Raw genomic sequence first — 21,980 nt, 5'->3', positions numbered from 1 at the left:
ACGTCGAGCACGAGGCCGGGGCGTGGTCGGTACTGGCGGGACTTCACTTCTTGCTCCGGGTGTCGAAGGCGATCTTGGTGGCGCCACGGCTGCCTGCCGTCGCGGCGTGCACGAGCGCGTCGGTTGCCCGCTCGAGCGGGTAGGTGGCGGACACGAGCCGACCCAGACCGGCCGACGCGACCAGCTCCATGGCCAGCGCGAACGTGCGGATCTGCTCGCCGCCGAGTGATTCAGTGCCATAGGTGTAGGCACCCCTCACCGAGATCTCGCGCTGCCACAGTGGTGTGAGGTCCACGGTCGTCACGCCCGGCATGCCGATCACGACCACCCGTCCACGTGGACGGGTGATGGCCAGCGCAGCGCGAAGGCTCTCGGCGGTGCCGACGCAGTCGATGGTCACATCCACGCCACCGGCCACCCGCTGGTGGGCACCGCTTCCCAGCATCATGGAGCCCGTCAGCCGGCGCGACGCGCGCACGATCTCGGATGGCTCGACGGCCGACGCGGGCACCGGACCCGCAAGCTCGAGCGACAGCTCGCGCTGGTGGCCGTGCTTGGCGGCCACCAGCAGTGCAGACGGGGGAGTCCACCGTGCGAGCGCAGCGATGGCTGCGAGACCCATCGTGCCGGCGCCGATCACCGCCGCCGACTCACCAGGCGAAACGCCTGCTGCGAGAGCGCCGTGAAGCGCGCAGGCCGCAGGTTCGACCATCACAGCGGACTCGTCGTCGAGTTCTGCCGGCACCTCGTGGAGCTGGCTCGGGTGGGCGATCATCTCGGTTGACCAGCCGCCGCCGGTCGACTCACAGAACCCGGTCTGGAGCCCGGGTTCGATGCATCCGTTGGCCAGCCGCTCACAGTTGCCGAGATCGCCTGCTGCGCACGGGTCACAGCGCGGCTCGATCGCGCGTGCGGCACAGCCGAGCACCGGCTCGATCAGGACTCGGGTCCCGTCGTGGTCGGCCACGACTTCATGGCCGGGTACGAACGGTAGCGAGATGATCGGCTCGAACCAGCGCGAGGACTGCCCGTTGACGGCAGCCAGGTCCGAACCACAGATGCCGGACAAGCGCGGCTGGATGCGCACCCATTCGGGGCCGGGCAGCTCGGGCGGATCGAAGTCGTCATCGCGGCGCAGCGGGCCGACCGAGGCTCCTCCTCCCGTGCGCAGCTTCGATGCTGCGAGGGCGGCACCGAAGCGCGCCGGCTCGTCTTCGTAGACGAGGGCGGTGTGCCCGCGGCTCATGACGCCCCTCTCCAGGCCGGTGCAAGCGGTAGCAGTGGTGCCTTGTGCCCCTTCGCCTTGGCGAAGTCCTCGATCAGCCAGCCGCGGGTACGGGCGATGGTCGCGAGCCGCGGCTCCGGATTGACCGCCACCGGGAATCCGACCGCTTCCAGCATCGAGAGGTCCGATGACGAGTCGGCATAGGCCACCGACTCGGCGGGGTCGAGTCCGTGGTCGCCGCAGAGGTCGAGAAGCACCCGTGCCCGCGCCTCTGCGGTCGGAGGTGCATGGCGGAGGTGGCCGGTGAGCACTTCGGTGCCGTCGCGGACCTCGGTCGTGGCCTCGGCACAGACGATGTCGTCGAACAACGGCGCCAGCGGTTCGACCACCACATCGAGCGCGCCGGTTATCAACACCGTGCGGTGTCCGAGCGCACGATGCTCGCGGACCCTGCGGATCGCATCGGGATACGAGCGCGTCAGCAGCAGGCTGCTCATAGCCTCCGCAGCATCCTCACGGAGCTGGCCGGCGGGGGCGCCTTCGTAGCGCCGGTAGAAGGACCGCAGGAAGTCGGAGCGGTCCTGGCGGTCCGCAACCAGCAGCGACGGGGCCTCGGCAAGCAGGCGGGCCACCAGCCGCACGCGGTCGGCGGTGCCGAGTCGCCGCCCGGCCAGCCAGGCGTAGGACGCGACCACGTTGGATGCGATCAGCGTGTTCTCGAGGTCGAAGGCGGCGAGGTGCCGGTCCGCAGACAGCACCTGTGCGCGTAGGCGCTTGGGCCTGCGGTCGGGGTCGCGCTTGGTGGCAGAGGTGGCTGCCCGGCCGTGCTTCACGACAGAAGGCAGGTGCACCTCGATGATGTAGCGGTCCCAGTCGATGCTGTGGGGGTCGATCGGCATGCCGTCACCGAGTCCGTCGCTGCCTCCTACTTCGGCGGCGAGGTCGAGCAGGCGCTCGATGCCGTAGATCGCCTCGCACTCCGTGTAGGCGCCATAGAGCTGTACGTACTCGAGGGCCCGGTCCGCCGCCGCACGCTTTTGCTCGAGGTGCGCACCCCAGCGGGCCGCCTTGCCCCGTACCGGTAGCGCCGACACCACCTTCTCCACCTGACGCAGGGCCGAGGTGGCGGTGCTCAGCTGCCGTTCCACGCGGCCGCGACCGGGAAACGACCAGTCGGGCACGACGATCGGCTGGCCGTGCTCGTCGTGCAGCGGATGCTCCGTGAACCAGTCGCGGATGTTGTCGACCAGCACCTGGTACTGAAGCGGGTTGGCGGAGCCGGAAGCGACCTGAACGATGTCGGGCCTCTCGCCCGCATCGGGCGGGCTGGCCGCAGCAGCGAGGATGGCGGTGACCACGAGGTCGACCGGGATCACGTCGATCACGCCCTCCGGCACCCCGGGGAACTCCTTCAGCAGGCCGCGGGCATAGGAGAGGATGATCGGCTCAGCCATGCGAAAGCCGCGGATCCAGCCGGGCGTTGGTTCGCTCATCGCCGACTCGATGATCGACGGGCGCACGATGCTCACCGGCAGCTCGCCGTGTGTCTCCTCGAGGGCCACCTCGCCGAGGGCCTTGGTGAGGGCATAGGCGTCGGGCCAGCCAAGAGACGCCGCACGGGCCCGGCCCGCCTCGACCATCGAGTCGGCCACCCAGTCCCGGCGGAGTTGCTCGGTGCGTTCCGACAGGGCCGGGCCGCCTGCGGGCCCGAGCACCGAACGCGCCTGTTCGGCGAACTCCGCGAGTCGCTCGGGCTTGCGGCTCTCGGCATCGGCGTCGGCGCGGGTGCGGCGTGCCGCCGATACCTCCTGTCGCCAGTCGATGTCGACGAAGAACGGATTGTCGCGAACCGGCTCCTCGGGCGCTGTGCCCCTGCGGTTGCCGGCCACGTAGCAGGTGCTGACCGTGACGAGGCGGGGGAGCGCGGAACCGGACTCACCGCATACCTCGCGAATCGTCTCGGCCAACCGGTGCGGGCCGAGCAGGTTCACCTCGACCGCGCGGTCGAGTGGCGCATCGAACGCAACTGTGGCCGCGGAGTGGATTACCACATCGGATGCGGCCAGCACCGCGCGGCCGTCGTCGTCGAGGCCGAGTCCGTCGGTACCCACATCGCCGCGCACCACGGTGACGCGGCGCTCGACCATCTCGTCGAATGACATGGTGCCGGCCTGCTCGAGCTCGTGGCGCAGTCGGTCAAAGGCGTTGTTGCGCAGGATCTCCCGGTTCACCCGCCGTTGGGCGCCGGAGCGTCGGCCGTCTCGCACGAGCAGGGCCACCTCGGCGTCGGGCACACACCGCAGGATTCGTTCAACCAGCGCCGTGCCCACGAAGCCTGTGGCCCCGGTGACGAACATGCGGCGCCCCGCGAGGGCGTCGGAGATCACCGCTGCGTTCTATCAGCTCGGGCTCACGTCGCGCGAAGAGCGGCGAGCATGGCGTTCGATGGCAAGCCTGACGAGTTCGTCGATGAGCTGGTCATAGGGCAGGCCGGTGGCCTCCCAGAGCTTCGGGTACATGGAGATGGGCGTGAAACCGGGGATCGTGTTGACCTCGTTGACGAGAAGCTCCTCGCGGTCGGTGCAGAACAGGTCCACGCGGGCCATTCCGTGGCAACGCAGTGCCTCGAACGTATCCACAGCGAGGCGTCTCGCGCGCTCCGCCACCTCCACAGGGAGATCCGCGGGTATCACCGTGCGGGCATTGCCGTCGAAGTACTTGTCGCCGTAGTCATAGAAGTCGGCGCCGGCGAGTACCTCCCCCACCACCGAAGCCGCCGGCTCGTCGTTGCCGAGCACCGCGATCTCGAGCTCGCGGCCGACCGCCTGCTGCTCGAACACCACCACGTCGTCGTACCGGAACGCCTCCTCGGTGGCCTCCACGAGTGAAGCGGGCCCGTCTGTGGTGCTCACCTTTGACACCCCGATGGAGGACCCCATGTTGGCGGGCTTCACGAACACGGTGTCGCCCAGCTCTGCGAATACACCCTCCGCGGCGCCTACATCGAACTTCTCGTGGCGGTGGAGCACCCGCCACGGCACCTGGGCAATGCCGTTGGCCCGCAGCACGACCTTGGCCATTGCCTTGTCCATCGCTAGCGACGAGGCGAGAACCCCGGCGCCCACGTAGGGGATTCCGGCGATCTCGAGCAGACCCTGCACCGTGCCGTCCTCACCGTTGGGGCCATGGAGTATCGGCAGGACCACGGTCGTGGGCCCGGCTCCGGGCAGCGGATCTGGTTGCGTCGCCGCCTCGGGCGCGCCAGTGGTGCTGGGCAGGGAGGGGTCGTTGCCACCTGCAGCCAGCAGGGCGAGCGGGTCGACTTCGCTGCCGACCGCGGCGAGTTCCCGCGCTGCCTCGGTGAGGACGAAGCCGCCCTCGCGCGTGATCCCCACTGGAACGACTTCGTAGCGGTGCGGGTTCACCGCGGCCAGCACATGACTGGCAGAGATGCAGCTGATGTCGTGCTCCGCCGAGCGGCCACCGAAGAGGATCACGAGACGGATCCGGGGGTCGGGGGCTGTCATGGGCCGAGAGTCTACGGTGCGCCGCGCATCTCCCGGGTCTGATGGGCGCGTGCGGCGGACCAGTGGCGTCTGTCACCAGTCCCACCGGAGACCTGCCGAGTGGAGTAGAGTTGCGACCGCAACGACCATGGGACGCGATCGACCGGCGATCGCGGTCGACGAGCGATCGAAGCCCGAGGTGCCAGCGACGACAGGATCCAGTTCCGCAGGTTCGAAGGTGTCGGGTCCGAGGACGCGACACGCAAGCCGGGTGCGGTTCGCCGCGGCCGGTTCCCTGCTCGCCTCGCTGGCACTCGTGGCGGCGGCGTGCAGTGACTCCGGCGATGGGGAACAGGCAGAGGACCAGGGATACCGGGCTACCCCGGCCGGGTTCGTGGTCGAGCCTGCCGCTGAGCCCGGCCCGGACGCATTCACCGCCCCCGTCGACACGGCGGCCGACGGTCGATGCGACAAGGAAGCCCTCAAGGCCGAGCTCGCCAGCCGTCCTGACGCCTACCGGGAGTGGGCTGCCGTGCTCGGCATCGCGGAGAACGAAGTCGACGCCTACATCGACACGCTCCAGCCGGTCGTCTTGTCGAGCGACACGAGCGTCACCAACCGCGGCCTGCGTGACGGACGCGCCTATGCGAGGCAATCGGTGCTCGAGACGGGCACAGCGGTGCTGATGGACACCGACTTCGACCCGGCTTCGCGGTCCCTGCCCGCGTGGAACCCCCCTGAGGACTCGTCCACGACGACAACCACCACGACGACGACCACCACGACGACGACCACCACGACGACGACCACCACGACGACGACCACCACGACGACGACCACCACCACGACTCCCGGCGAGGAGAGCACGACCTCCGCCACGGCCACCACCAGCTCGGTGCCCGGTTCCACGCAGGGCCAGCCGGTCACCCGCTGCAAGTGCGGCAACCCGCTGCTGCCGGCGTACGCGCCCGTGACACCGGCGCCCGCGGACGAGACCACCACGACGACCGAGTCCGGGCCGGGCACGACTGACCGACCGGGAACCACGGCGTCGACCTCGTCGAGTTTGAGCTCGACGTCGTCCTCGTCCAGCTCCAGCTCCTCGTCGAGCAGCAGCTCGAGCAGCTCCTCGTCGAGTTCCTCCATCAAGGACGACGACAACAACGTGGTCACGCCTGATCCATGACGTGAGCGAGGCGGTCCGACCGGCCTGCCGACCCACGGGTACCGCCGGCTCCGCCCCTGGCGTGTGAGAATCCGCTCGATGGACTTCGAGACCGAAGCGCTCGCCGCACGACTCGGCGCACAACTCATCGCCCCCTCCGGTGGCGATGGCCGGCCACCCTCGTTGACGGGGCTCGCCATCGACTCCCGGGCCCTGGTTCCCGGCCAGCTGTTCGCCGCGCTCACCGACGAGCGCGACGGCCACGACTTCGTGGCCGATGCCCGCGTTGCGGGTGCCCCCGTGGTGCTGGTCGACCACCAGGTCGACGACGGGTGGAGCATCGTGGTGGATGACGTGCCACGGGCTTTGGCGGACCTGGCAAGGATCGCCAGGCGGGAACTGGGCGACCTCGTCGTGGGCGTGACCGGCTCGGTCGGCAAGACCACCACCAAGGACCTGCTCGGCTCCGTGCTCTCGAAGCGGTTCTCCACCTCGGTCTCGGTGCGCTCGTTCAACAACGAGCTGGGCGTGCCTCTGACTCTTGCGAATGCCCCGACCGGCACCGAGGCCGTGGTGGTGGAGATGGGAGCCCGTGGTCATGGCCACATCGCACTGTTGTGCGCAATGGCGAGTCCCACGGTCGGAATCGTCACCGCAGTTCACGCCGTGCACACCGAGGTGATGGGAGGCGAGGACTCGATCGCGGTGGCCAAGCGCGAGCTCGTCGAGGCACTGCCGAAGGAGGGGCTGGCAGTGCTCAACGCCGACGATCCGCGTGTCATCGCCATGGCAGGCCACACGGCGGCCGAGGTGCTGAGCTTCGCAGTCGCGGCGCCCGGCGAGGGAGCCGCTGCAGGCGACGTGCGGGCGGTGGATGTGTCGGTGGACGAGGAACTGCGGCCGCGGTTCATGCTCGAGTCGCCATGGGGTCGCGCCGAGGTGCAGATGGGGGCGCGGGGCGTGCACAACGTCGCCAACGCCCTCGCTGCAGCCGCCGCGGGGCTCTGGTCAGGTGTGGCGCCGGCGGATGTGGCGGAGGCGCTGGGTGAGCCGATCGACTCGCCGTGGCGCATGGAGCTCGGGAGGTCGCGCGGTGGCCTCGTAGTGCTCAACGACGCGTACAACGCTGGGCCCGCGTCGATGGCCGCGGCACTGCGTTCGCTCGCCTCGTTGCCGGCGACCCGGCGCATCGCTGTGCTGGGCGTGATGGCCGAGCTCGGTGACCGCGAGGCAGCCGAGCACGGCCGCATCGCAGACCTGGCCGGCCAACTCGGCATCGAAGTGCTCGCGGTCGGCACGGACATGTACCGCACCGAACCGGTCGCGGATGCAGGTGCCGCGCTGGTACGTCTGGCCGAGAGCGCAGACCTCACAGAAGGCACGGCCGTGCTGGTGAAGGGGTCGCGGGTGGCGGGCCTCGAATCCGTCGCCGCGGGACTGCTGCGATAGCGGCGCAGTGGGGCCGGCACCGCAGACCTACACTCGTCGGCCATGAGCAGCATCAGGGTCGGTGTCATCGGAGCAGGCGGACGCATGGGTGCAACCGTCTGCCAGGCGGTCATCGATGACCCCGACCTCGAGTTGGCCGGAGCGGTCGACCCAGCCTTCGGAGGATCCGACCTGGCCGCGGTCGCGGGGGTCGAGTCCGATGTCGTGGTCAGCGGTGACGTGGCCGCCCTCGCGGACGCAGGAGTTCAGGTGGCGGTCGACTTCACCCATCGCGAGGCGAGCTGCGAAGCCCTGCGGGTGCTCGCTTCGTCCGGCATCCACGCCGTGGTGGGCACGACCGGGTTCGGCGACGACGACATCGCCCGGTTCCGCTCGGAGTTCACGTCCTCCAACGCCGTGATCGCGCCCAACTTCGCGATCGGAGCGGTGCTGATGATGCGCTTCGCCGAGCTCGCCGCCCCCTATTTCGACTCGGCGGAGATCATCGAGCTGCACCACGACAACAAGGTGGACGCCCCGTCGGGCACGGCGATGCTCACCCTCGAACGGATGTCGAGCGCATCGGGGGACTGGACCGAGGACCCCACCCGCAGCGAGCTGCTCGAAGGTGCCCGTGGTGGCGACGGCCCTGCGGGCATCAGGGTGCATTCGGTGCGGCTGCGAGGTCTCGTGGCACATCAGGAGGTGCTACTCGGCACCACCGGCCAGACGCTGTCGATCCGCCACGATTCGATCGACCGTACGAGCTTCATGCCCGGCGTGCTGCTCGCCGTGAAGAAGGTCGCCGAGTTCCCCGGGATCACCCTGGGTCTCGACCCCCTTCTCGACCTCTGAGAGGTCAGTCGCCGAGCTCGTCTTCGAGGTCCTCGACGCCGCCGATGAGGCCCTTGTGGCTGCGGACCTGCCACAGCACGTAGCCCACGACCAGCACGACCGAGCCGATCAGCAGCCAGCGCTGGTAGTCGGCCACCCAATCGAGGATGTCCTCGATCTGCTCGGAGAACACCGTGCCGATCGCCCGCATCAAGATGATGCGCCCGATGGTGCCCGTGATCGCGAGGATTGCGAACCGGCGCACGTTCATGCCCACCACCCCTGCGATCAGGCAGACCGGGTTGTTGGGCATGATGAACACCAGCGCATCGAGGATCCGGGCGAACTGGCCCTGGTCGGCCTCCAGGGAGTCGAACAGCGGTCCCGAAGCGGGGAACACCCGGCGCGCCCAGTGCACTGCCCGGTCACGGAACAGGTAGCCGACCATGTAGAAGAGCGGGTCCGGTGCCATCAGGCGCAGGGTCGAGACCACCAGTACCGGAATCCACTCCGTGTTGGGCGTGGTGCCGATCAGGTACTTGTTGGACGAGTTGAGTGCCAACAGGAACAGCGGCCGCTCGTTGATCCAGCTGGCCCATACCGCATTGCCGACGTTGTTGGCGATGACCAGGGCGATGATCGATGCACCGATGAGTGGCAGCAACCACTTCGGATGTGGCGCCGCAGCGGGGAGCTCTTCGCGGGGCGGCTCTCCTCCGTCGTCCTCACCTGTGGCTGTCCGCGCGTGGTCTTCGACGTTGTCGTCGGGGGTGCGCAGCTCGGCAGCTTCGCCCGGTTTGCCCGCGTCGGCCATCGGAGCAGTCTGGCCCATGTGGAGGGGCCGCGGAACTCTGGACCGGTCGCATAGGGTGAGTTCCCGCCCGCCGAGCTTCGGCCCCTCCGCGAATCAGATCCGCCGAGGGTCGGCGCGCCGGGCGCGACGACCAGGATCCACGCACCCCGCGGGTGCAGCCACAAGGGGGACACCGATGTTGGGCACGATGCAGGACAGGCCGCTGGTGCTGCCGCACTTCTTCGAGCGGGCCGAGAAGCTGTTCGCGCACAAGGAGATCGTCACCGCCACCGCCGCAGGTGACAGCCGTCGCCGCAGCTACGGCGAGTGGGCCGACCGCACGCGCAGGCTGGCCGGGGCGCTCGACAAGTTGGGTATATCCGCTGACGGCCGCGTTGCCACGTTCTGCTGGAACACCGACAACCACCTGGAGCTGTACTTCGCGGCGCCTTGCAGCGGCCGCGTGCTGCACACGCTCAACATCCGGCTGTTCCCCGACCAGCTCACCTACATCGTCAACCATGCCGAGGACGAGGTGATCTTCATCGACCGATCGCTGCTCGGGCTGATCGCGCCACTGCTCGGCGAGTTCAGCACGGTCAAGCATCTCGTGCTCATCGACGATGGAGCTCCGACCGAGCTGCCGGACGGGTTCGAGTTCCTCGACTACGAGGAGTTGCTCGCCGCTGCCGAACCCGCCGAGTTCTCCGTCGACGACGAGAACCGGGCCGCTTCGATGTGTTACACGTCGGGCACCACAGGCAACCCGAAGGGCGTTGTGTACACGCACCGGTCCACGTGGCTGCACACGATGGGCGTGATGACCGCCGACAGCCTCGGTGCTTGCGAGCGCGACGTGATCCTGCCGGTCGTGCCGATGTTCCACGCCAACGCCTGGGGTCTCGCCCACGCGGCGGTGGCATCCGGTGCGTCGCTGGTGTTCCCTGGGCCACAGATGGCCCCGGAGCCGATCGCCGACATGATCGTCGAGGAGAAGGTCACCGTCGCAGCCGGGGTGCCCACCATCTGGATGGGTGTGCTCCCGGCGCTGCAGGGCAAGGACACATCGTCGCTTCGGGCCATCCCGTGCGGAGGTTCGGCGGTGCCCACGGTCCTGTCGGAGGGCTACCGCGAGCAGGTCGGCCTGCCGATCCTGCAGGCCTGGGGCATGACCGAGACGTCGCCGGTCGCCTCTGTCGCCAAGCTGACCTCTGAGATGGAGGAATTCGACGAGGAGGCGAAGGTGAAGCTGCGAGCCGCGCAGGGCATGCCGGTGCTCGGAGTTGAACTGCGGATAGCGGACCAGGTGACCGGCGAGGCCCAGCCCTGGGACGGTGAGTCGCAGGGCGAGATCCAGGTGGCCGGGCCGTGGATAACCGCTGACTACTACAACGACGACCGTGCTCCGCAGTCCTTCACCGCAGATGGTTGGCTGCGTACCGGCGACGTGGCGGTGGTGACCCCGGAGGGTTTCGTGCGAATCGTCGACCGCACCAAGGACGTGGTGAAGTCGGGCGGCGAATGGGTGTCGTCGGTGGAACTGGAGAACGAGATCATGGCCCACCCGAAGGTGGCCGAGGCTGCGGTGATCGGCGTGGCGCACCCGAAGTGGTCCGAGCGGCCGCTGGCCTGCGTCGTGGTCGCTGAAGGTGAGGAACTCACCAAGGACGATGTGATCGACTTCCTCGACGGCCGGGTGGCGAAGTGGTGGCTGCCCGACGACGTGGTCTTCATCGACGAGGTGCCCAAGACGTCGGTCGGCAAGTTCTCCAAGAAGGACCTGCGCGAGCGCTTCGCCGACTACGAGCTCCCCACCGCCAACGACTGACGCGTCCAGCACCGGGCCGGTCAACGCCGCCGCGCCCCGCGCAGCGTGACCCCCGCAAGCCTGTGCTCAGCCACTCATCCTGATTTCTTGAGGCCTGTCGCGTTGCAGCGACGCGGAGCCACTCCTGAAACAAGGCTGAGTGGTCCTGCACAGCCTGCAGGGATTGGCGGCAGGGGGGATTGGCGGCAGGGGTCGGCTTGCAGAACTGCGGACGGCCGGTGGGGTGGCGGTACCGTCTGGCCATGTACGAGTTCGCCAAGCGGCCGCTCTGGATCCTCAGCCACGTGCTGGTGATCATCGCCGTGCTGGTGATGGTCCGCCTCGGTTTCTGGCAGTTCAGCCGGTGGCAGGACGAAACCGACGCCCGCGACCGCATAGAGGCGGGCCTCGAGGCGGCGCCGCAGCCTCTGGGTGATGTTGTGGACCCGCAGACGCCGCCCGAGGAAGTCGACGAGTCCGCTCGCTTCGCCCGGGTGAACGTGACGGGGGAGTGGGACACCGACGCAGAGGTCGTGATCCGCAACCGGGCGGTGCAGGGGCGGCCGGGTGGCTGGCTGCTCACCCCGCTGGTACAGCAGGACGGCACGGCGGTGGCTGTTGTGCGCGGATGGATACCCCTCGCTGACGTCAATGCCGGACCCCCATGGAGAGTTGCGAAGCCGCAAGGGGGCGAAGCCACCGTGCAGGGCGTGGTGGAACTCAGCCAGCCCGGTGGCGGACTCGGCCCACAGGACACCGCTGAGGGCACCCTGGACACCCTCGCGAGGGCCGACCTCGAGCGCTATGGGCAGCAGCTCGACTACCCGCTCGAACCCGTGTGGCTGGTACTCCAGTCCTCCGATCCCGCCCAGCCCGCAGCCCGGGGGTCCGAGCAGCTGGGACTCGTGGCGGTCGAGGTGGAGCTCCCGTCGCCGTCGCAGAACTTCTCCTACATGGTCCAGTGGTGGCTGTTCGCGACCATCGCCGCAGTCGGCTACCTGCTGATCCTGCGCAAGGTGGCCCGCAGCAAGGCAGGCCTCGACCCCGACACCGTGGCGCCCGAGGACCCGCCATTCGTGGGTGGCGAGGACGGAGGGTCTTCGTCTCCGAGGGAGCCACAGGATGCCTGACGGCACCGCCACTGTGGGCACCCGCGAGCGGATCATGCGCGGCGCCGTGCGTTGCGTCGAACGGGTGGGCGTCAGCGGGTTCTCGCTGGAGGACGTGGCGGCAGAGGCGGGCGTTTCGCGCACCTCGATCTACCGCTACTTCCCCGGCGGGCGCTCACAGCTGGTGCAGGAGACCGCTACCTGGGAGGTCGGCCGATTCTGGGCCGGGCTGGCTGAAGCGGTCGCTGAGCTCGACTCGCTGGAGGACCGTCTCGTTCGCGGCCTCGCACTGGGCACCCGTCAGATCCGCCGCAGTCCGATCATGGCCAACCTGATGGACCCCGACCTGGACGAGTTGGTGGAGGCCCTCCAGCCGGCGGAGCCCCTGGTGCAGGGTGTGATGCGTGAGTACATGGTCGTGCTGCTGGAGCGCGAGCGCGAGGCCGGGCGACTCCGCGAAGGCGTCTCGGTGGCCGACGGTGCGGACTACCTGACCCGGATGATCCTCTCGGTCATGGGCAGCCCGGCCGGCGTCGACATGGCCGATGAGGCCCAGGCCCGCGCCGTCGTGCGCCGGGAGTTCCTCGCCGGGATCGTGGACCTCGACTGACGCCCCGTGACCCATGTCACCGGCCCAAAGGGCCCGATGGTGTAGCGATGAGACAACTCAGGTCTTATTGTACCAACCGATGACAGACATCGTCGGGGGTGCAGACGTCGAAGGCGCCGTTTACGGCGCAGCCGAAGGTGCTGTGCGCGCCCACGCCCCCGAGCAGTTGGCCGCTTCGGCCGAGATGGGTTTCGCACCCGGATCGTCGGGATCGAAGATTCTCGATGCCGTCGTTGCCTGCGCGGCACGCTGGGGCATCGAGAAGACCACGGTCGACGATGTGGCCCGGGAGGCCGGCGTTTCCAGGGCCACGGTCTACCGGCTCTTCCCGGGCGGCAAGCCCTCGATGGTCGAGATGGCCACCAACCGCGAGGCAGTTGTGCTGCTCGGTGAGGCAATGGAGCGGATCTCGGCCGGCGACACGCTCGAGGACGCCGTGGTGGAGATGATCCGTGGCGGCTACGAGGTCCTCAGCTCGCAGGCGGTGCTCACCTACATGCGCACCAATGAGCCCACGAAGCTGCGCACGTTCTTCTCCTTTGAGCGCATGGACGCCCTTTTGCGCATCGCAGGCGAGGTCGTTTCGCCAAGCCTCGAGGAGTTCCTCGACCCCGACCAGGCCCGCACCGTCGTGGTGTGGGTGACACGACTGGTCGTTTCCCACTTCGTCAATCCTGACCGGGTGGTGGACCTGCTCGAGCCGGCCACGGCCCGACACATGGCCACCACGTTCATCCTGCCGGGGATCGCACTGTCGTCGCCGGCCACTGAAATCGATCCACACCAACCTGAACCAACCCCAGGAGCACTCACATGAGCACCAATGAGGAGATGATCGGCCGAGCCGACGTCGACGACCTCGAGGCCATCCTCGCGGTAAGCAACAGCGACCGCGACGCGACGGTCAGCCACGTGGAGCAGAACTGCGACGTGGTATTCACCTGGGACTACGACAAGGGCTCCAAGCCCAGCCTCGAGAAGCTCTACGAGAAGGCCAAGGTCTCGATGTGGAACGGCGAGACCGACCTGCCATGGGACACCGAGGTGGACCAGGAGAAGGTCGTCATCATGAACGCCGAGCAGAACAACGCCAGCGGCTTCGGGCTCGTCGACTTCGATCCGACCGGCACACCCTTTGAGAAGTGGACCGAAAAGGAGTGGATGAAGCTCGGGATCGAGAGCCAGAACTGGACGCTCAGCCAGTTCATGCACGGCGAGCAGGGAGCGCTCGTGTGCACGGCCAAGGTCGTCGAGACCGTGCCGTGGATCGATGCCAAGTACTACGCCTCCACACAGGTGATGGACGAGGCCCGCCACGTCGAGGTGTTCGCCAAGTACCTCGACGACAAGCTCTCGGGCTACTACCCGGTGAACGCACACCTGAAGATGCTCCTCGACGACATCGTGAAGGACTCCCGCTGGGACATGACCTACCTGGGCATGCAGATCATGGTGGAAGGTCTGGCCCTGGCGGCCTTCGGGTTCATGCACCAGATGACAACCGAGCCGCTGCTCAAGAAGCTGCTGCGCTATGTGATGAGCGATGAGGCCCGCCACGTCGCATTCGGTGTGCTCTCCCTGCAGGACTACTACGCAGAGCTCTCCGACAAGGAGATCTTCGAACGCCAGCAGTTCGCGTTCGAGGCAGGGGTGCGCATGCGTGACCGATTCCTGCAGCAGGAGGTCTGGGAGCGCATGGGTGTGCCGGTCAAGGAGGCCATCGAACTGGTCATGCGCACGCCGACGCGCGAGATGTTCCAGATGATGCTGTTCTCCAAGATCGTGCCCAACTGCAAGAAGTTGGGCCTGCTCGACCGCAACGATGCCTGGCTGCGCCGTCGCTACGAGGAGATCGGCGTGATCCAGTTCGAGGACTGGGTCGACACCGGCGACGACTACGAGAACTTCGCCATCGGCGAGGAACTGGCCGATCCGGCGGGCCAGCCCGCCTGACCCCATTGCACCCCTGTAGTGAGCCGCCGGCTTCGGGGCCGGCGGCTCCGCGCCGCAGGACTGCCCGCGGGCGCATACGTACAATGGTGCTGTGAGTGAGTTGAGTGAGTCCGCTGTGCTGCACACGCTGCGGCTCAAGGGCGTTTGCTCGGTCACCTCGGTCGCGGAGCGCACCGGAGTTGGTGTGGATGCACTCGAGTCGACCCTCGGCCGCTACCGCGAGTCCGGGCTCGTGACTTTGCACCGGGGCGACCTGGCCGGTTGGGCGCTGACCGCCGCGGGCAGGGCCCGCAATGAAGAGCTGTTGACCAGGGAGATCGACTCACACGGCGTACGAAGCGCTGTCGAGTTGGCCTACCGGTCATTCCTGGAGCTCAACCAACCGGTGTTGGCGGTGTGCACCGACTGGCAGGTGGTGCTCGGAAGTGAGCCCCTGGTGCTCAACGACCACACCGACGAGGCCTATGACGCGTCCGTGCTCCAACGCCTCGATTCGCTGCACGCCGCGGCGCTGCGGATGCTGGCGGACCTGCAGCAGGCAGTTGGCCGATTCGCCGATTATGACGAACGCCTCGGCAATGCACTGGCACGTTCGCGCTCCGGTGAGGTGGACTGGGTGACCAGGCCGGTGATCGATTCGTACCACACTGTCTGGTTCGAGCTTCATGAGGACATGCTGGCCACGCTCGGCCTGCGAAGGTCCGACGAACGTCGCCGGACTGCCGGCGCCACAGAACGCACACCACAAGGGGAACTTCGATGACAGCACGTTTCGGAAGGGTGATCACCGCGATGGTGACGCCTTTCGACGAACACGGTGAGCTAGACCTCGATGCCGCCGTGGAGCTCGCTCAGTTCCTCGTGGAAACCGGCAGCGACGGACTCGTTCTCTCCGGCACCACCGGCGAGAGCCCGGCACTGACCCCGTCGGAGGCGAGCGCGCTGTTCCGGCGTGTGCGCGAGGCGGTCTCGGTGCCGATCCTCGCCGGCGCCGGCTCCAACTCGACTCACGAGGCGCTGGAGTTGACACGCCAGGCCGCAGACACCGGTGTCGATGGGATCCTGTCGGTCACGCCGTACTACAACCGACCGTCGCAGGCCGGGCTGATCGAGCACTTCACGACGATCGCACAGTCAACCGAGCTGCCGGTCGTGTTGTACGACATCCCCGTGCGGACCGGCCGCAAGATCGAAACGGAGACACTGCTGCACCTCGCCCGCGGTGTGGACAACATCGTTGCCGTGAAGGACGCTGCGGGTGACCCTGCGCAGAGCGCGGCGCTGCTGGCGGAGGTGCCCGAGGGTTTCGAGCTCTACAGCGGCGACGATTCGATGACGCTGCCGTTGCTTTCGGTCGGTGCCGTGGGCGTGATCTCGGTGGCGTCGCACTGGGCGGCGAATCGGTTCGGCGAGATGATCGACGCCTTCGTGAAGGGCGACGTGGACACGGCGCGGCGGGTCAATGCCTCACTCATCGAGTCATGTCGTTTCGAGAGCATGCCCGATGCGCCCAACCCGATTCCGACCAAGGCGATGCTGCGGGTGCTGGGACTGCGGGTCGGCCATTGCCGCTCACCGATGGGCGGTGAGCCCGACGGACTGGAGGACCGGGCGCGCGCAGTGCTCGAGGGCCTCGGCTGATGGCGGCTGCAAAGAAGAAGTCCACGAAGAAGAAGTCCCAGTCGAACCAGGCGAAGCAGGGCCAGAAAGGTCAGGCTGCCAAGAACCAGGGCCACAAGAAGTCGCGCAATCGATCCGGCCAGAAGCCGGAGAAGCAGTCAGGGCAGAAGGGCCGTCAGAAGTCGACCCAGAAGTCCGGCGGCAGGTCATCTGGTGGTCGCGGCAGCGGCTCCTCCGCGGTGTCGGTCACATTTCTCGGTGGTCTCGGCGAGATCGGGCGCAACTGCGCGGCGATCGAACAGGACAACCAGATCCTGTTGATCGACTGCGGGCTGATGTTCCCCGACAACGACATGCTGGGCATCGACCTCGTGCTGCCGGACTTCTCCTGGCTCATCGAGCGAGCCGACGACATCGTGGGCCTCGTCGCCACCCACGGCCACGAGGACCACGTCGGTGCGCTTTCGTACCTTCTGAGGGAGGCTTCGTTCCCGCTGTACGGAACCGGGCTCACGCTCGGACTGGCCCGGGGCCGCATCGAGGAAGCGGGCCTGGTCAACCGCACCGAATTCAACGTGGTTGCGGATGGCGACCGCGTGAAGGTCGGGCCGTTCGACCTCGAGTTCCTGCCGGTCACCCACTCGGTGCCCGAGGGCGTGGCGACCGTCATTCGAACCGCCCAGGGCGTGGTCATGCACAGCGGTGACCTGAAGATCGACCTGACGCCGGTCGACGGCAGGCTGACCGACCTGACCCGCATGGGTTCGATCGCCCACGAAGAGGGCATCCGCCTCCTGCTGGCGGACTCGACCAACGCGGAAGAGCGTGGCCACTCGCGTTCGGAGTCGTCGATCGGCACCGTGCTCTATGACCTGATGCACGAGCACGAAGGGCGTCGGGTGATCACGGCGTGCTTCGCGAGCCACATCCACCGGGTGCAGCAGATCGCGGACGCCGCGATCAGCTTCGGGCGCAAGGTGGCGCCCCTCGGCCGCTCGATGGTCCGCAACATCTCGATGGCCCGTGAGATGGGGTTGCTCAGCATTCCCGACGCGTCGATCATCGACATCGAAGACGTCGATGACTATGAGCCCAGCGAAGTCTGTGTGATCTGCACCGGCTCCCAGGGCGAGCCGATGTCTGCGCTGACCCGCCTGTCGCAGTCCGAGAACCGGTTCCTGAAGCTCACCCCGCGTGACACGATCATTCTCAGCTCGCATCCGATTCCCGGCAACGAGCACGACGTGAGCCGCGTGATCGGGAACCTCATCCGCCAGGGGGCCGAGGTGGTGCACTCCGGGTTGCACGACGTGCACGCAACGGGCCACGCGAAGTCAGAGGAGCTGAAGCTCCTGCAGTCGGTGCTGCAACCCGAGTGGTTCGTCCCCGTGCACGGCGAGTACCGCCACATGGTGGCCCACGCGAACCTCGCGGTGGCCATGGGCCGCCCACGCGAGCAGGTACTGGTGGCCGAGGACGGCGACCGGCTCGTGCTGGATTCCGACGGCCTGCGCTTCGACGGTCGGGTGCCCTCCGAGTACGTCTACGTTCATGGCACGGTGGGCGACATCGGCCACCGGGTGCTGGCCGACCGCAGGATCCTCGCCGATGAGGGCGTGGTCACCGTGATCGTCGTGGTCAACCGCAAGGCTGGACGCATCATGGCCGGACCCGAAGTGGCCACCCGTGGCTGGGTGGTCGTGGATGACTCCGCCGACATGCTTGCCGAGCTGTCCGAGACGGTTCACGATGCCGTCTCCAACGCACTCGATGATGGCGCTGAGACCCAGAAACTCGAAAAGGCCGTGCGCCGTGCGGCGGGCAGCTTCGTCTCGAAGCGCACCCGGCGTCGGCCGATGATCGTGCCGGTGGTTCTCGAGGCCTGAGTTGCCCGTCCACGCGCTGCGGGCGCGTGGATTGCAGCGGATCCGGCGCCATGCTGGGACGATGAAATTCTTCGAGGACTTCGGCATGGACTTCTCCGTGCGGTGCCTGCTCTCGGGTGTGCGCGACGGCACCGCGGAGGTGGGCGAGGTGTTGGTGACTGTCGAACGGATCACCGACGGCGACCCCGACAGCTGGCTGGAGGAGTTCTGTGGCCTGGGTCGGCGGCTCCTCGCCGAGTCCGACGTGGCCTCGGGTCAGGGTCGGCGGAGAACTGGCTGGGGCCTCGCCCTGCGGGCGGCCAACTACCTGTTCGGCGGCGCATGGTGGGCACCGGTGACACACCGCTCTGGCGAGGTCCTGGCACTCTGGGAACAGCACCGGACGGCGTGGGACAAAGCCGTGGCGCTCTGGCCGACGCCGTCGGCCGCGGTGACCATCCCGACTCCCGCGGGCGGCCTCCCCGGGTATCGGTTCTCGCTTCCGGCGAGTCAGCAACCCAGGGGAGTGGTACTGATGGTCCAGGGCCTCGACACCCCGTTGTCCGACGCCTGCATGACGGGCCTGTCCGAAGGCCTTCGCCGCGGCTGGGAGGTCGTGCTGGTGGAAGGGCCGGGCCAGGGGGCGGCCCTGTTGCGCAACGGCCTCAGTCTGGCCGACGACTGGACCGGAGTGGTCGGCGCGGCCGCCGGGTGGGCGCGTGACGCCGCCGGCGGGGACGCCACGCCCCTCGTGGCGATGGGGGTCAACCACGGTTCGTGGTTCGTCCTCGACGCTCTGGCAGACGGGTCCCTCGACGCCGGCGCCGTGGTGCTGGACCCGGGCGTCGTGGAGCTGCGAACCGATTCGGGTGTGGCGGTCGATGACCCGATTGCGAGCGCGAAGCTCCTGATGGCGACGGGCGCCGACGACCTTCAGGGCGCGCTCGCGGTCATGGACCGCTACAGGATGGGCCCCGAAGCCCTGGGTTCGGTCGCTACGCCGGCCTTCGTGGCCGAGGCCCAGTCGGCGCAGTCCTTCGTCGGCCAGGGAGACGTTGTAGCTGCCGGGCTCGCCGGTACCGTGCATGTGGAGTCGTTCATCGACGCGGCAGGTGCGGGCCTGGACTGTGAGATCGGGGCACCCCAGGTACGCAACGCCGCCGTCTATGACTGGCTCGACTCGTTCGGCACCAAAGGAAGTGACTGATGGCAGCGATCGGATGGTTCAGGGCCCTTGTGGTCGACTGCGACGACCCGGAGAAGACCGGCATGTTCTGGAAGGAGCTGCTGGGGGTGGAGGTGGCGGAGCGCCAGGAGGGCTGGCTCCAGCTGACTCCGGACCCCGGCGGTGTATACCTGGCGTTCCAGCCCTGGGGTGCCAGCCAGGCTCCTGAGGAAGCCGGCCCGGACCGCCTGAGCTGGGTGCGCCCCGACATCGAGGTGGACGACGTCGAGGCGGCGGCTGAGGCGATCGTGCAGCTGGGCGGCCAACGCCGCCGGACGGTGCACGAGCCCGACGGCGACACACACCTGGTGATGGCGGACCCCGAAGGCAACGAGTTCTGCATCCTGCCCCCGCTGCCCCCCGAGCTGGCGCGGCCCCGGTGGGGCGACGGGGGCAAGTGAGGTGACTGCAACCACGGACACAGCCGGTCAGCCCGAGGATGGCGGCGGGTCGGGCCCGGAACTGGGGGCCGCCCTCGAGTTCACCGGCATGCCGGACGCGGAGGCGTCCACGGAGGTCCTCCGCGGCTTGCGTGGTGCGCTCGATGTTGACGGTGAAGGCCTGAGTGAGGTGCAGGTCGCGGTGGTTGATGCGCTGGCGTCGAGGTTCGTGGGCCAGGGTCTGCCGTCGTTGGCCGATGTCGAGCCGATCGGTCCTTCCGAGCTGCTCCAGGCGCTCGAGAGTCCGGATGAGCGTGCGCTCGTGGCGCACCTGTGTGTGTTGCTCGAGCTGCTGGATGACCCCGTGCGCCCGGAGGTGGAGCAACACGTCGAGCAGTACCTCGGCGCGATGCACGTCTCGGTGCCGGAGGTCAACATCGCCCGCGACACTGCGCGTGACCACCTGGTGCGGCTTCACGCGGACCTGATGCGCAACTCCTGGTACACGGAGCAGACCCTGCTCGGGGCGGCCACCGGGAAGCTGTGGGAGTACGCCCGTTCGAAGCTCGCCTACTACGGGGTGGTCGGCGACAAGACCGTGGCCAGGCGTTGGGAGGCGTTGCGCGACTGCGAGCCCGGAAGTTGGGGTCGTGCCGTGGCCGACTTCTACGAGGTGCACAACTTCCCGTTCCCGGGCGAGCACCACGGCATCTATGAGATAGGTGCGCTCCACGACTGGGTACACGTGCTGACCGACTACAGCACTGACCCCGAGGGCGAGATCGATGTGTTCGCGTTCATTGCCGGCACGATGAGCGACCCGCGGGGGTTCGTGCAGTTCATCTTCACGCTGGCTCTGTTCCAGAACGCGAGCGTGGACACCGTCGGCGGCTTGCCGGTGCAGATCGCGCGCGGCGACACGCTGTCCGAACCCGGTTCTCCCGAACGCCTCGCTGATGCCTTGTGGCGGGCCTCGAAGTGCACTGCCGACCCAATGGGAGGCGTGGATCAGTTCCAGCTCAAGGACAAGTCGCTGGAAGGGCTGCGCGAGCGTTGGAGCGTGCTGCCCAAGTCGGTCGAGTCAGCGGGCGCGCATGAGGTCGTGGTGCCCGGCGAGGGCTACGGGAGCTGATGCACGGCCTGGCGCTGGTGCGCCAAGGCGAAACAGGTCACAACCCTGCCATGCGCTCGGCCAGTTCGGGGTAGACCTGGTCGGCGATGCCCACGGCCACCGCCAGTGAGCCGGTCTCGTTGACGATGGCCACGAACACGTCTCCGGTGTCGGTGTTGTAGGCGGCCATTGACTCCCAGCCGATGATCTGGCCGGTGTGTCCGATCCATCCGTCGCCCCAGACCTCGATTCCGAGGCCGTAGTCGGTGCCCTCGGGCAGTGACTTGGTGTCGCTGATCCGCTTGTCGCCCGTGTCCTTGCTGAGCAGCGAAGTGCCGAGGCCGCCACCGGCCCACTGGCCGAGGTCCTCGATGTTGGCGTACATCGCGCCGCCGGCGCCGCCCCACGAGGGCGACCAGTCAGTGACGTCGGTGCCGGCCGCGACAGTTGCTCCGGCGGCTGCCAGCTCCTCGACGCCGGGTTCGGTGACGTAGCCGTTGGAGTAGGGGTCGGGCAGCTCGGCGTCGTCAGGCTGTGGGAGGGCCGTTCGGGTGAGGCCGGCGTTGTCGGCAAGTGAGGTGATGATCGAGCCGATGTCCCCGCCGCCCTGCACCAGGCCTTGCAGCATCTCGCCGAGGATGAGGTAGTTGGTGGTGGAGTAGCCGGCGGTGCCCGGAGCCGAGAGGTCACCGCGCGAGAGCACCTGGTCGATGATCTCGTCCGCTGTCCACACCTTGGTGGGGTCTGCGACCACCTGGGGCAGGAACCAGTCGCTGTTCGCGTAGTCGGGGATGCCGGAGGTCATGCCCACGAGTTGCTCGACGGTGACGGATGCCACGTCGGGGTACTTCTTGGCCAGGTCGGGCAGCAGATCCTCGACGGTGTCGTCGAAGGACGCCCATCCCTCACTCACCTGTTGGAGCATTGCCGTCGCCGTGAAGGTCTTCGTCACCGATCCGATGCGTCCGCTCTGGTCGGACTTCGCCTCCGCTCCGTCGATGACTGCGTTGCCGTAGGCCCCGATGTGCTTGCCCGTGTCGGCATCCCAGATCCCCACCCATGCGCCGGGGGTGGCGCCGCCGGACTGGGCGAGCACCTGCTGGGCGCCCTCATCGATTCTCTGGGCATCCTCGGGTGACATCTCGTCGGTGTTGGGTGCCGGGCCGCTCCACAGGGCGCCCTCGTCGCCGGGCGCGGAGGTGGAGGTGCCATCGCCTGCGGCAGGATCGCCGTCGTTGGAGCACGAAGCAGCTACGAGGCTGACGGACGCGGCGAGCGCGGTGATGCAGAGCAAGGCACGGTTGCGTGACCTCGTGGGGGTTTTCATGCACTCAAGCTACCGACGAACC

Annotated in this window: 18 protein-coding genes; 13 read left to right on the top strand and 5 right to left on the bottom strand. The window is 68.0% G+C overall.

What is annotated here, in order from left to right:
* Nucleotides 1-43: 43 nt before the first annotated feature.
* Genes GY812_17580 through GY812_17570 form a run of 3 tightly spaced genes read right to left on the bottom strand, consistent with a single transcriptional unit; the run spans nt 44 to nt 4,752 of the window.
* Nucleotides 44-1,246: a zinc-binding dehydrogenase gene (locus tag GY812_17580; GenBank protein MCP4437292.1), complete on the bottom strand. Its 1,203-nt coding sequence runs from the start codon at nt 1,244-1,246 to the stop codon at nt 44-46.
* Entirely contained in the window at nt 1,243-3,612 is a 2,370-nt protein-coding gene (locus GY812_17575) for an HAD-IB family phosphatase (protein ID MCP4437291.1), read from the bottom strand. The genes GY812_17580 and GY812_17575 overlap by 4 nt, the downstream gene beginning before the upstream one ends.
* 12 nt (nt 3,613-3,624) lie before the next feature.
* Entirely contained in the window at nt 3,625-4,752 is a 1,128-nt protein-coding gene (locus tag GY812_17570; GenBank protein ID MCP4437290.1) for a D-alanine--D-alanine ligase, read from the bottom strand.
* A gap of 1,243 nt (nt 4,753-5,995) precedes the next feature.
* On the opposite strand from GY812_17570, the gene GY812_17565 reads away from it, so the two are divergent.
* Entirely contained in the window at nt 5,996-7,345 is a 1,350-nt protein-coding gene (locus GY812_17565) for a UDP-N-acetylmuramoyl-tripeptide--D-alanyl-D-alanine ligase (GenBank protein ID MCP4437289.1), read from the top strand.
* 42 nt (nt 7,346-7,387) lie between these two features.
* Entirely contained in the window at nt 7,388-8,179 is a 792-nt protein-coding gene (locus GY812_17560) for a 4-hydroxy-tetrahydrodipicolinate reductase (GenBank protein ID MCP4437288.1), read from the top strand.
* Nucleotides 8,180-8,183: 4 nt separating this feature from the next.
* Here GY812_17560 and GY812_17555 read toward each other — a convergent pair whose 3' ends face one another.
* A complete protein-coding gene (locus GY812_17555; GenBank protein MCP4437287.1) occupies nt 8,184-8,972 on the bottom strand; it encodes a hypothetical protein in 789 nt (262 codons plus the stop codon).
* Between the two features lie 175 nt (nt 8,973-9,147).
* On the opposite strand from GY812_17555, the gene GY812_17550 reads away from it, so the two are divergent.
* The 11 genes from GY812_17550 to GY812_17500 all read left to right on the top strand — a co-directional run bounded on the left by GY812_17550 (nt 9,148) and on the right by GY812_17500 (nt 20,652).
* Nucleotides 9,148-10,779, top strand: coding sequence for a long-chain fatty acid--CoA ligase (locus tag GY812_17550; protein MCP4437286.1), 1,632 nt, complete (start codon nt 9,148-9,150; stop codon nt 10,777-10,779).
* 242 nt (nt 10,780-11,021) lie between these two features.
* Complete coding sequence (locus tag GY812_17545; GenBank protein ID MCP4437285.1) at nt 11,022-11,888, top strand: SURF1 family protein; 867 nt, start codon at nt 11,022-11,024, stop codon at nt 11,886-11,888.
* Nucleotides 11,881-12,477 carry a TetR/AcrR family transcriptional regulator gene (locus GY812_17540; GenBank protein MCP4437284.1) on the top strand — a complete coding sequence of 199 codons (597 nt, stop codon included), beginning with the start codon at nt 11,881-11,883 and terminating at the stop codon, nt 12,475-12,477. Before GY812_17545 ends, GY812_17540 begins: the two co-directional genes overlap by 8 nt.
* 79 nt (nt 12,478-12,556) lie before the next feature.
* Nucleotides 12,557-13,294 (top strand): TetR/AcrR family transcriptional regulator, encoded by a 738-nt coding sequence (locus GY812_17535; GenBank protein ID MCP4437283.1) that lies wholly within the window; start codon nt 12,557-12,559, stop codon nt 13,292-13,294.
* A complete protein-coding gene (locus tag GY812_17530) occupies nt 13,291-14,430 on the top strand; it encodes a ferritin-like domain-containing protein (protein MCP4437282.1) in 1,140 nt (379 codons plus the stop codon). Before GY812_17535 ends, GY812_17530 begins: the two co-directional genes overlap by 4 nt.
* 91 nt (nt 14,431-14,521) lie before the next feature.
* Entirely contained in the window at nt 14,522-15,193 is a 672-nt protein-coding gene (locus tag GY812_17525) for a transcriptional regulator (GenBank protein MCP4437281.1), read from the top strand.
* Entirely contained in the window at nt 15,190-16,071 is an 882-nt protein-coding gene (locus GY812_17520; protein ID MCP4437280.1) for a 4-hydroxy-tetrahydrodipicolinate synthase, read from the top strand. The genes GY812_17525 and GY812_17520 overlap by 4 nt, the downstream gene beginning before the upstream one ends.
* A complete protein-coding gene (locus tag GY812_17515) occupies nt 16,071-17,936 on the top strand; it encodes a ribonuclease J (protein ID MCP4437279.1) in 1,866 nt (621 codons plus the stop codon). The genes GY812_17520 and GY812_17515 overlap by 1 nt, the downstream gene beginning before the upstream one ends.
* 61 nt (nt 17,937-17,997) lie before the next feature.
* Nucleotides 17,998-19,122, top strand: a complete 1,125-nt coding sequence (locus GY812_17510) for a hypothetical protein (GenBank protein ID MCP4437278.1) — start codon at nt 17,998-18,000, stop codon at nt 19,120-19,122.
* Complete coding sequence (locus tag GY812_17505) at nt 19,122-19,541, top strand: VOC family protein (protein MCP4437277.1); 420 nt, start codon at nt 19,122-19,124, stop codon at nt 19,539-19,541. The genes GY812_17510 and GY812_17505 overlap by 1 nt, the downstream gene beginning before the upstream one ends.
* Before the next feature lies 1 nt (nt 19,542).
* Entirely contained in the window at nt 19,543-20,652 is a 1,110-nt protein-coding gene (locus GY812_17500; protein ID MCP4437276.1) for a hypothetical protein, read from the top strand.
* 37 nt (nt 20,653-20,689) lie between these two features.
* On the opposite strand, the gene GY812_17495 is transcribed toward GY812_17500, so the two are convergent.
* Entirely contained in the window at nt 20,690-21,958 is a 1,269-nt protein-coding gene (locus GY812_17495; GenBank protein MCP4437275.1) for a beta-lactamase family protein, read from the bottom strand.
* Between the last annotated feature and the right edge of the window lie 22 nt (nt 21,959-21,980).

It is taken from the genome of Actinomycetes bacterium (genome assembly GCA_024222295.1).
In the GTDB taxonomy this organism is placed as follows: domain Bacteria; phylum Actinomycetota; class Acidimicrobiia; order Acidimicrobiales; family Microtrichaceae; genus JAAEPF01.
This window is presented reverse-complemented; position numbering and strand designations above follow the sequence as displayed.

Bases quoted from the DNA above. Each gene is read 5' to 3' on its own strand.
- GY812_17580 (MCP4437292.1), bottom strand. From the start codon at position 1,246: ATGAGCCGCGGGCACACCGCCCTCGTCTACGAAGACGAGCCGGCGCGC.
- GY812_17570 (MCP4437290.1), bottom strand. From the start codon at position 4,752: ATGACAGCCCCCGACCCCCGGATCCGTCTCGTGATCCTCTTCGGTGGC.
- GY812_17565 (MCP4437289.1), top strand. From the start codon at position 5,996: ATGGACTTCGAGACCGAAGCGCTCGCCGCACGACTCGGCGCACAACTC.
- GY812_17560 (MCP4437288.1), top strand. From the start codon at position 7,388: ATGAGCAGCATCAGGGTCGGTGTCATCGGAGCAGGCGGACGCATGGGT.
- GY812_17555 (MCP4437287.1), bottom strand. From the start codon at position 8,972: ATGGCCGACGCGGGCAAACCGGGCGAAGCTGCCGAGCTGCGCACCCCC.
- GY812_17550 (MCP4437286.1), top strand. From the start codon at position 9,148: ATGTTGGGCACGATGCAGGACAGGCCGCTGGTGCTGCCGCACTTCTTC.
- GY812_17545 (MCP4437285.1), top strand. From the start codon at position 11,022: ATGTACGAGTTCGCCAAGCGGCCGCTCTGGATCCTCAGCCACGTGCTG.
- GY812_17540 (MCP4437284.1), top strand. From the start codon at position 11,881: ATGCCTGACGGCACCGCCACTGTGGGCACCCGCGAGCGGATCATGCGC.
- GY812_17535 (MCP4437283.1), top strand. From the start codon at position 12,557: ATGACAGACATCGTCGGGGGTGCAGACGTCGAAGGCGCCGTTTACGGC.
- GY812_17530 (MCP4437282.1), top strand. From the start codon at position 13,291: ATGAGCACCAATGAGGAGATGATCGGCCGAGCCGACGTCGACGACCTC.
- GY812_17520 (MCP4437280.1), top strand. From the start codon at position 15,190: ATGACAGCACGTTTCGGAAGGGTGATCACCGCGATGGTGACGCCTTTC.
- GY812_17515 (MCP4437279.1), top strand. From the start codon at position 16,071: ATGGCGGCTGCAAAGAAGAAGTCCACGAAGAAGAAGTCCCAGTCGAAC.
- GY812_17510 (MCP4437278.1), top strand. From the start codon at position 17,998: ATGAAATTCTTCGAGGACTTCGGCATGGACTTCTCCGTGCGGTGCCTG.
- GY812_17505 (MCP4437277.1), top strand. From the start codon at position 19,122: ATGGCAGCGATCGGATGGTTCAGGGCCCTTGTGGTCGACTGCGACGAC.
- GY812_17495 (MCP4437275.1), bottom strand. From the start codon at position 21,958: ATGAAAACCCCCACGAGGTCACGCAACCGTGCCTTGCTCTGCATCACC.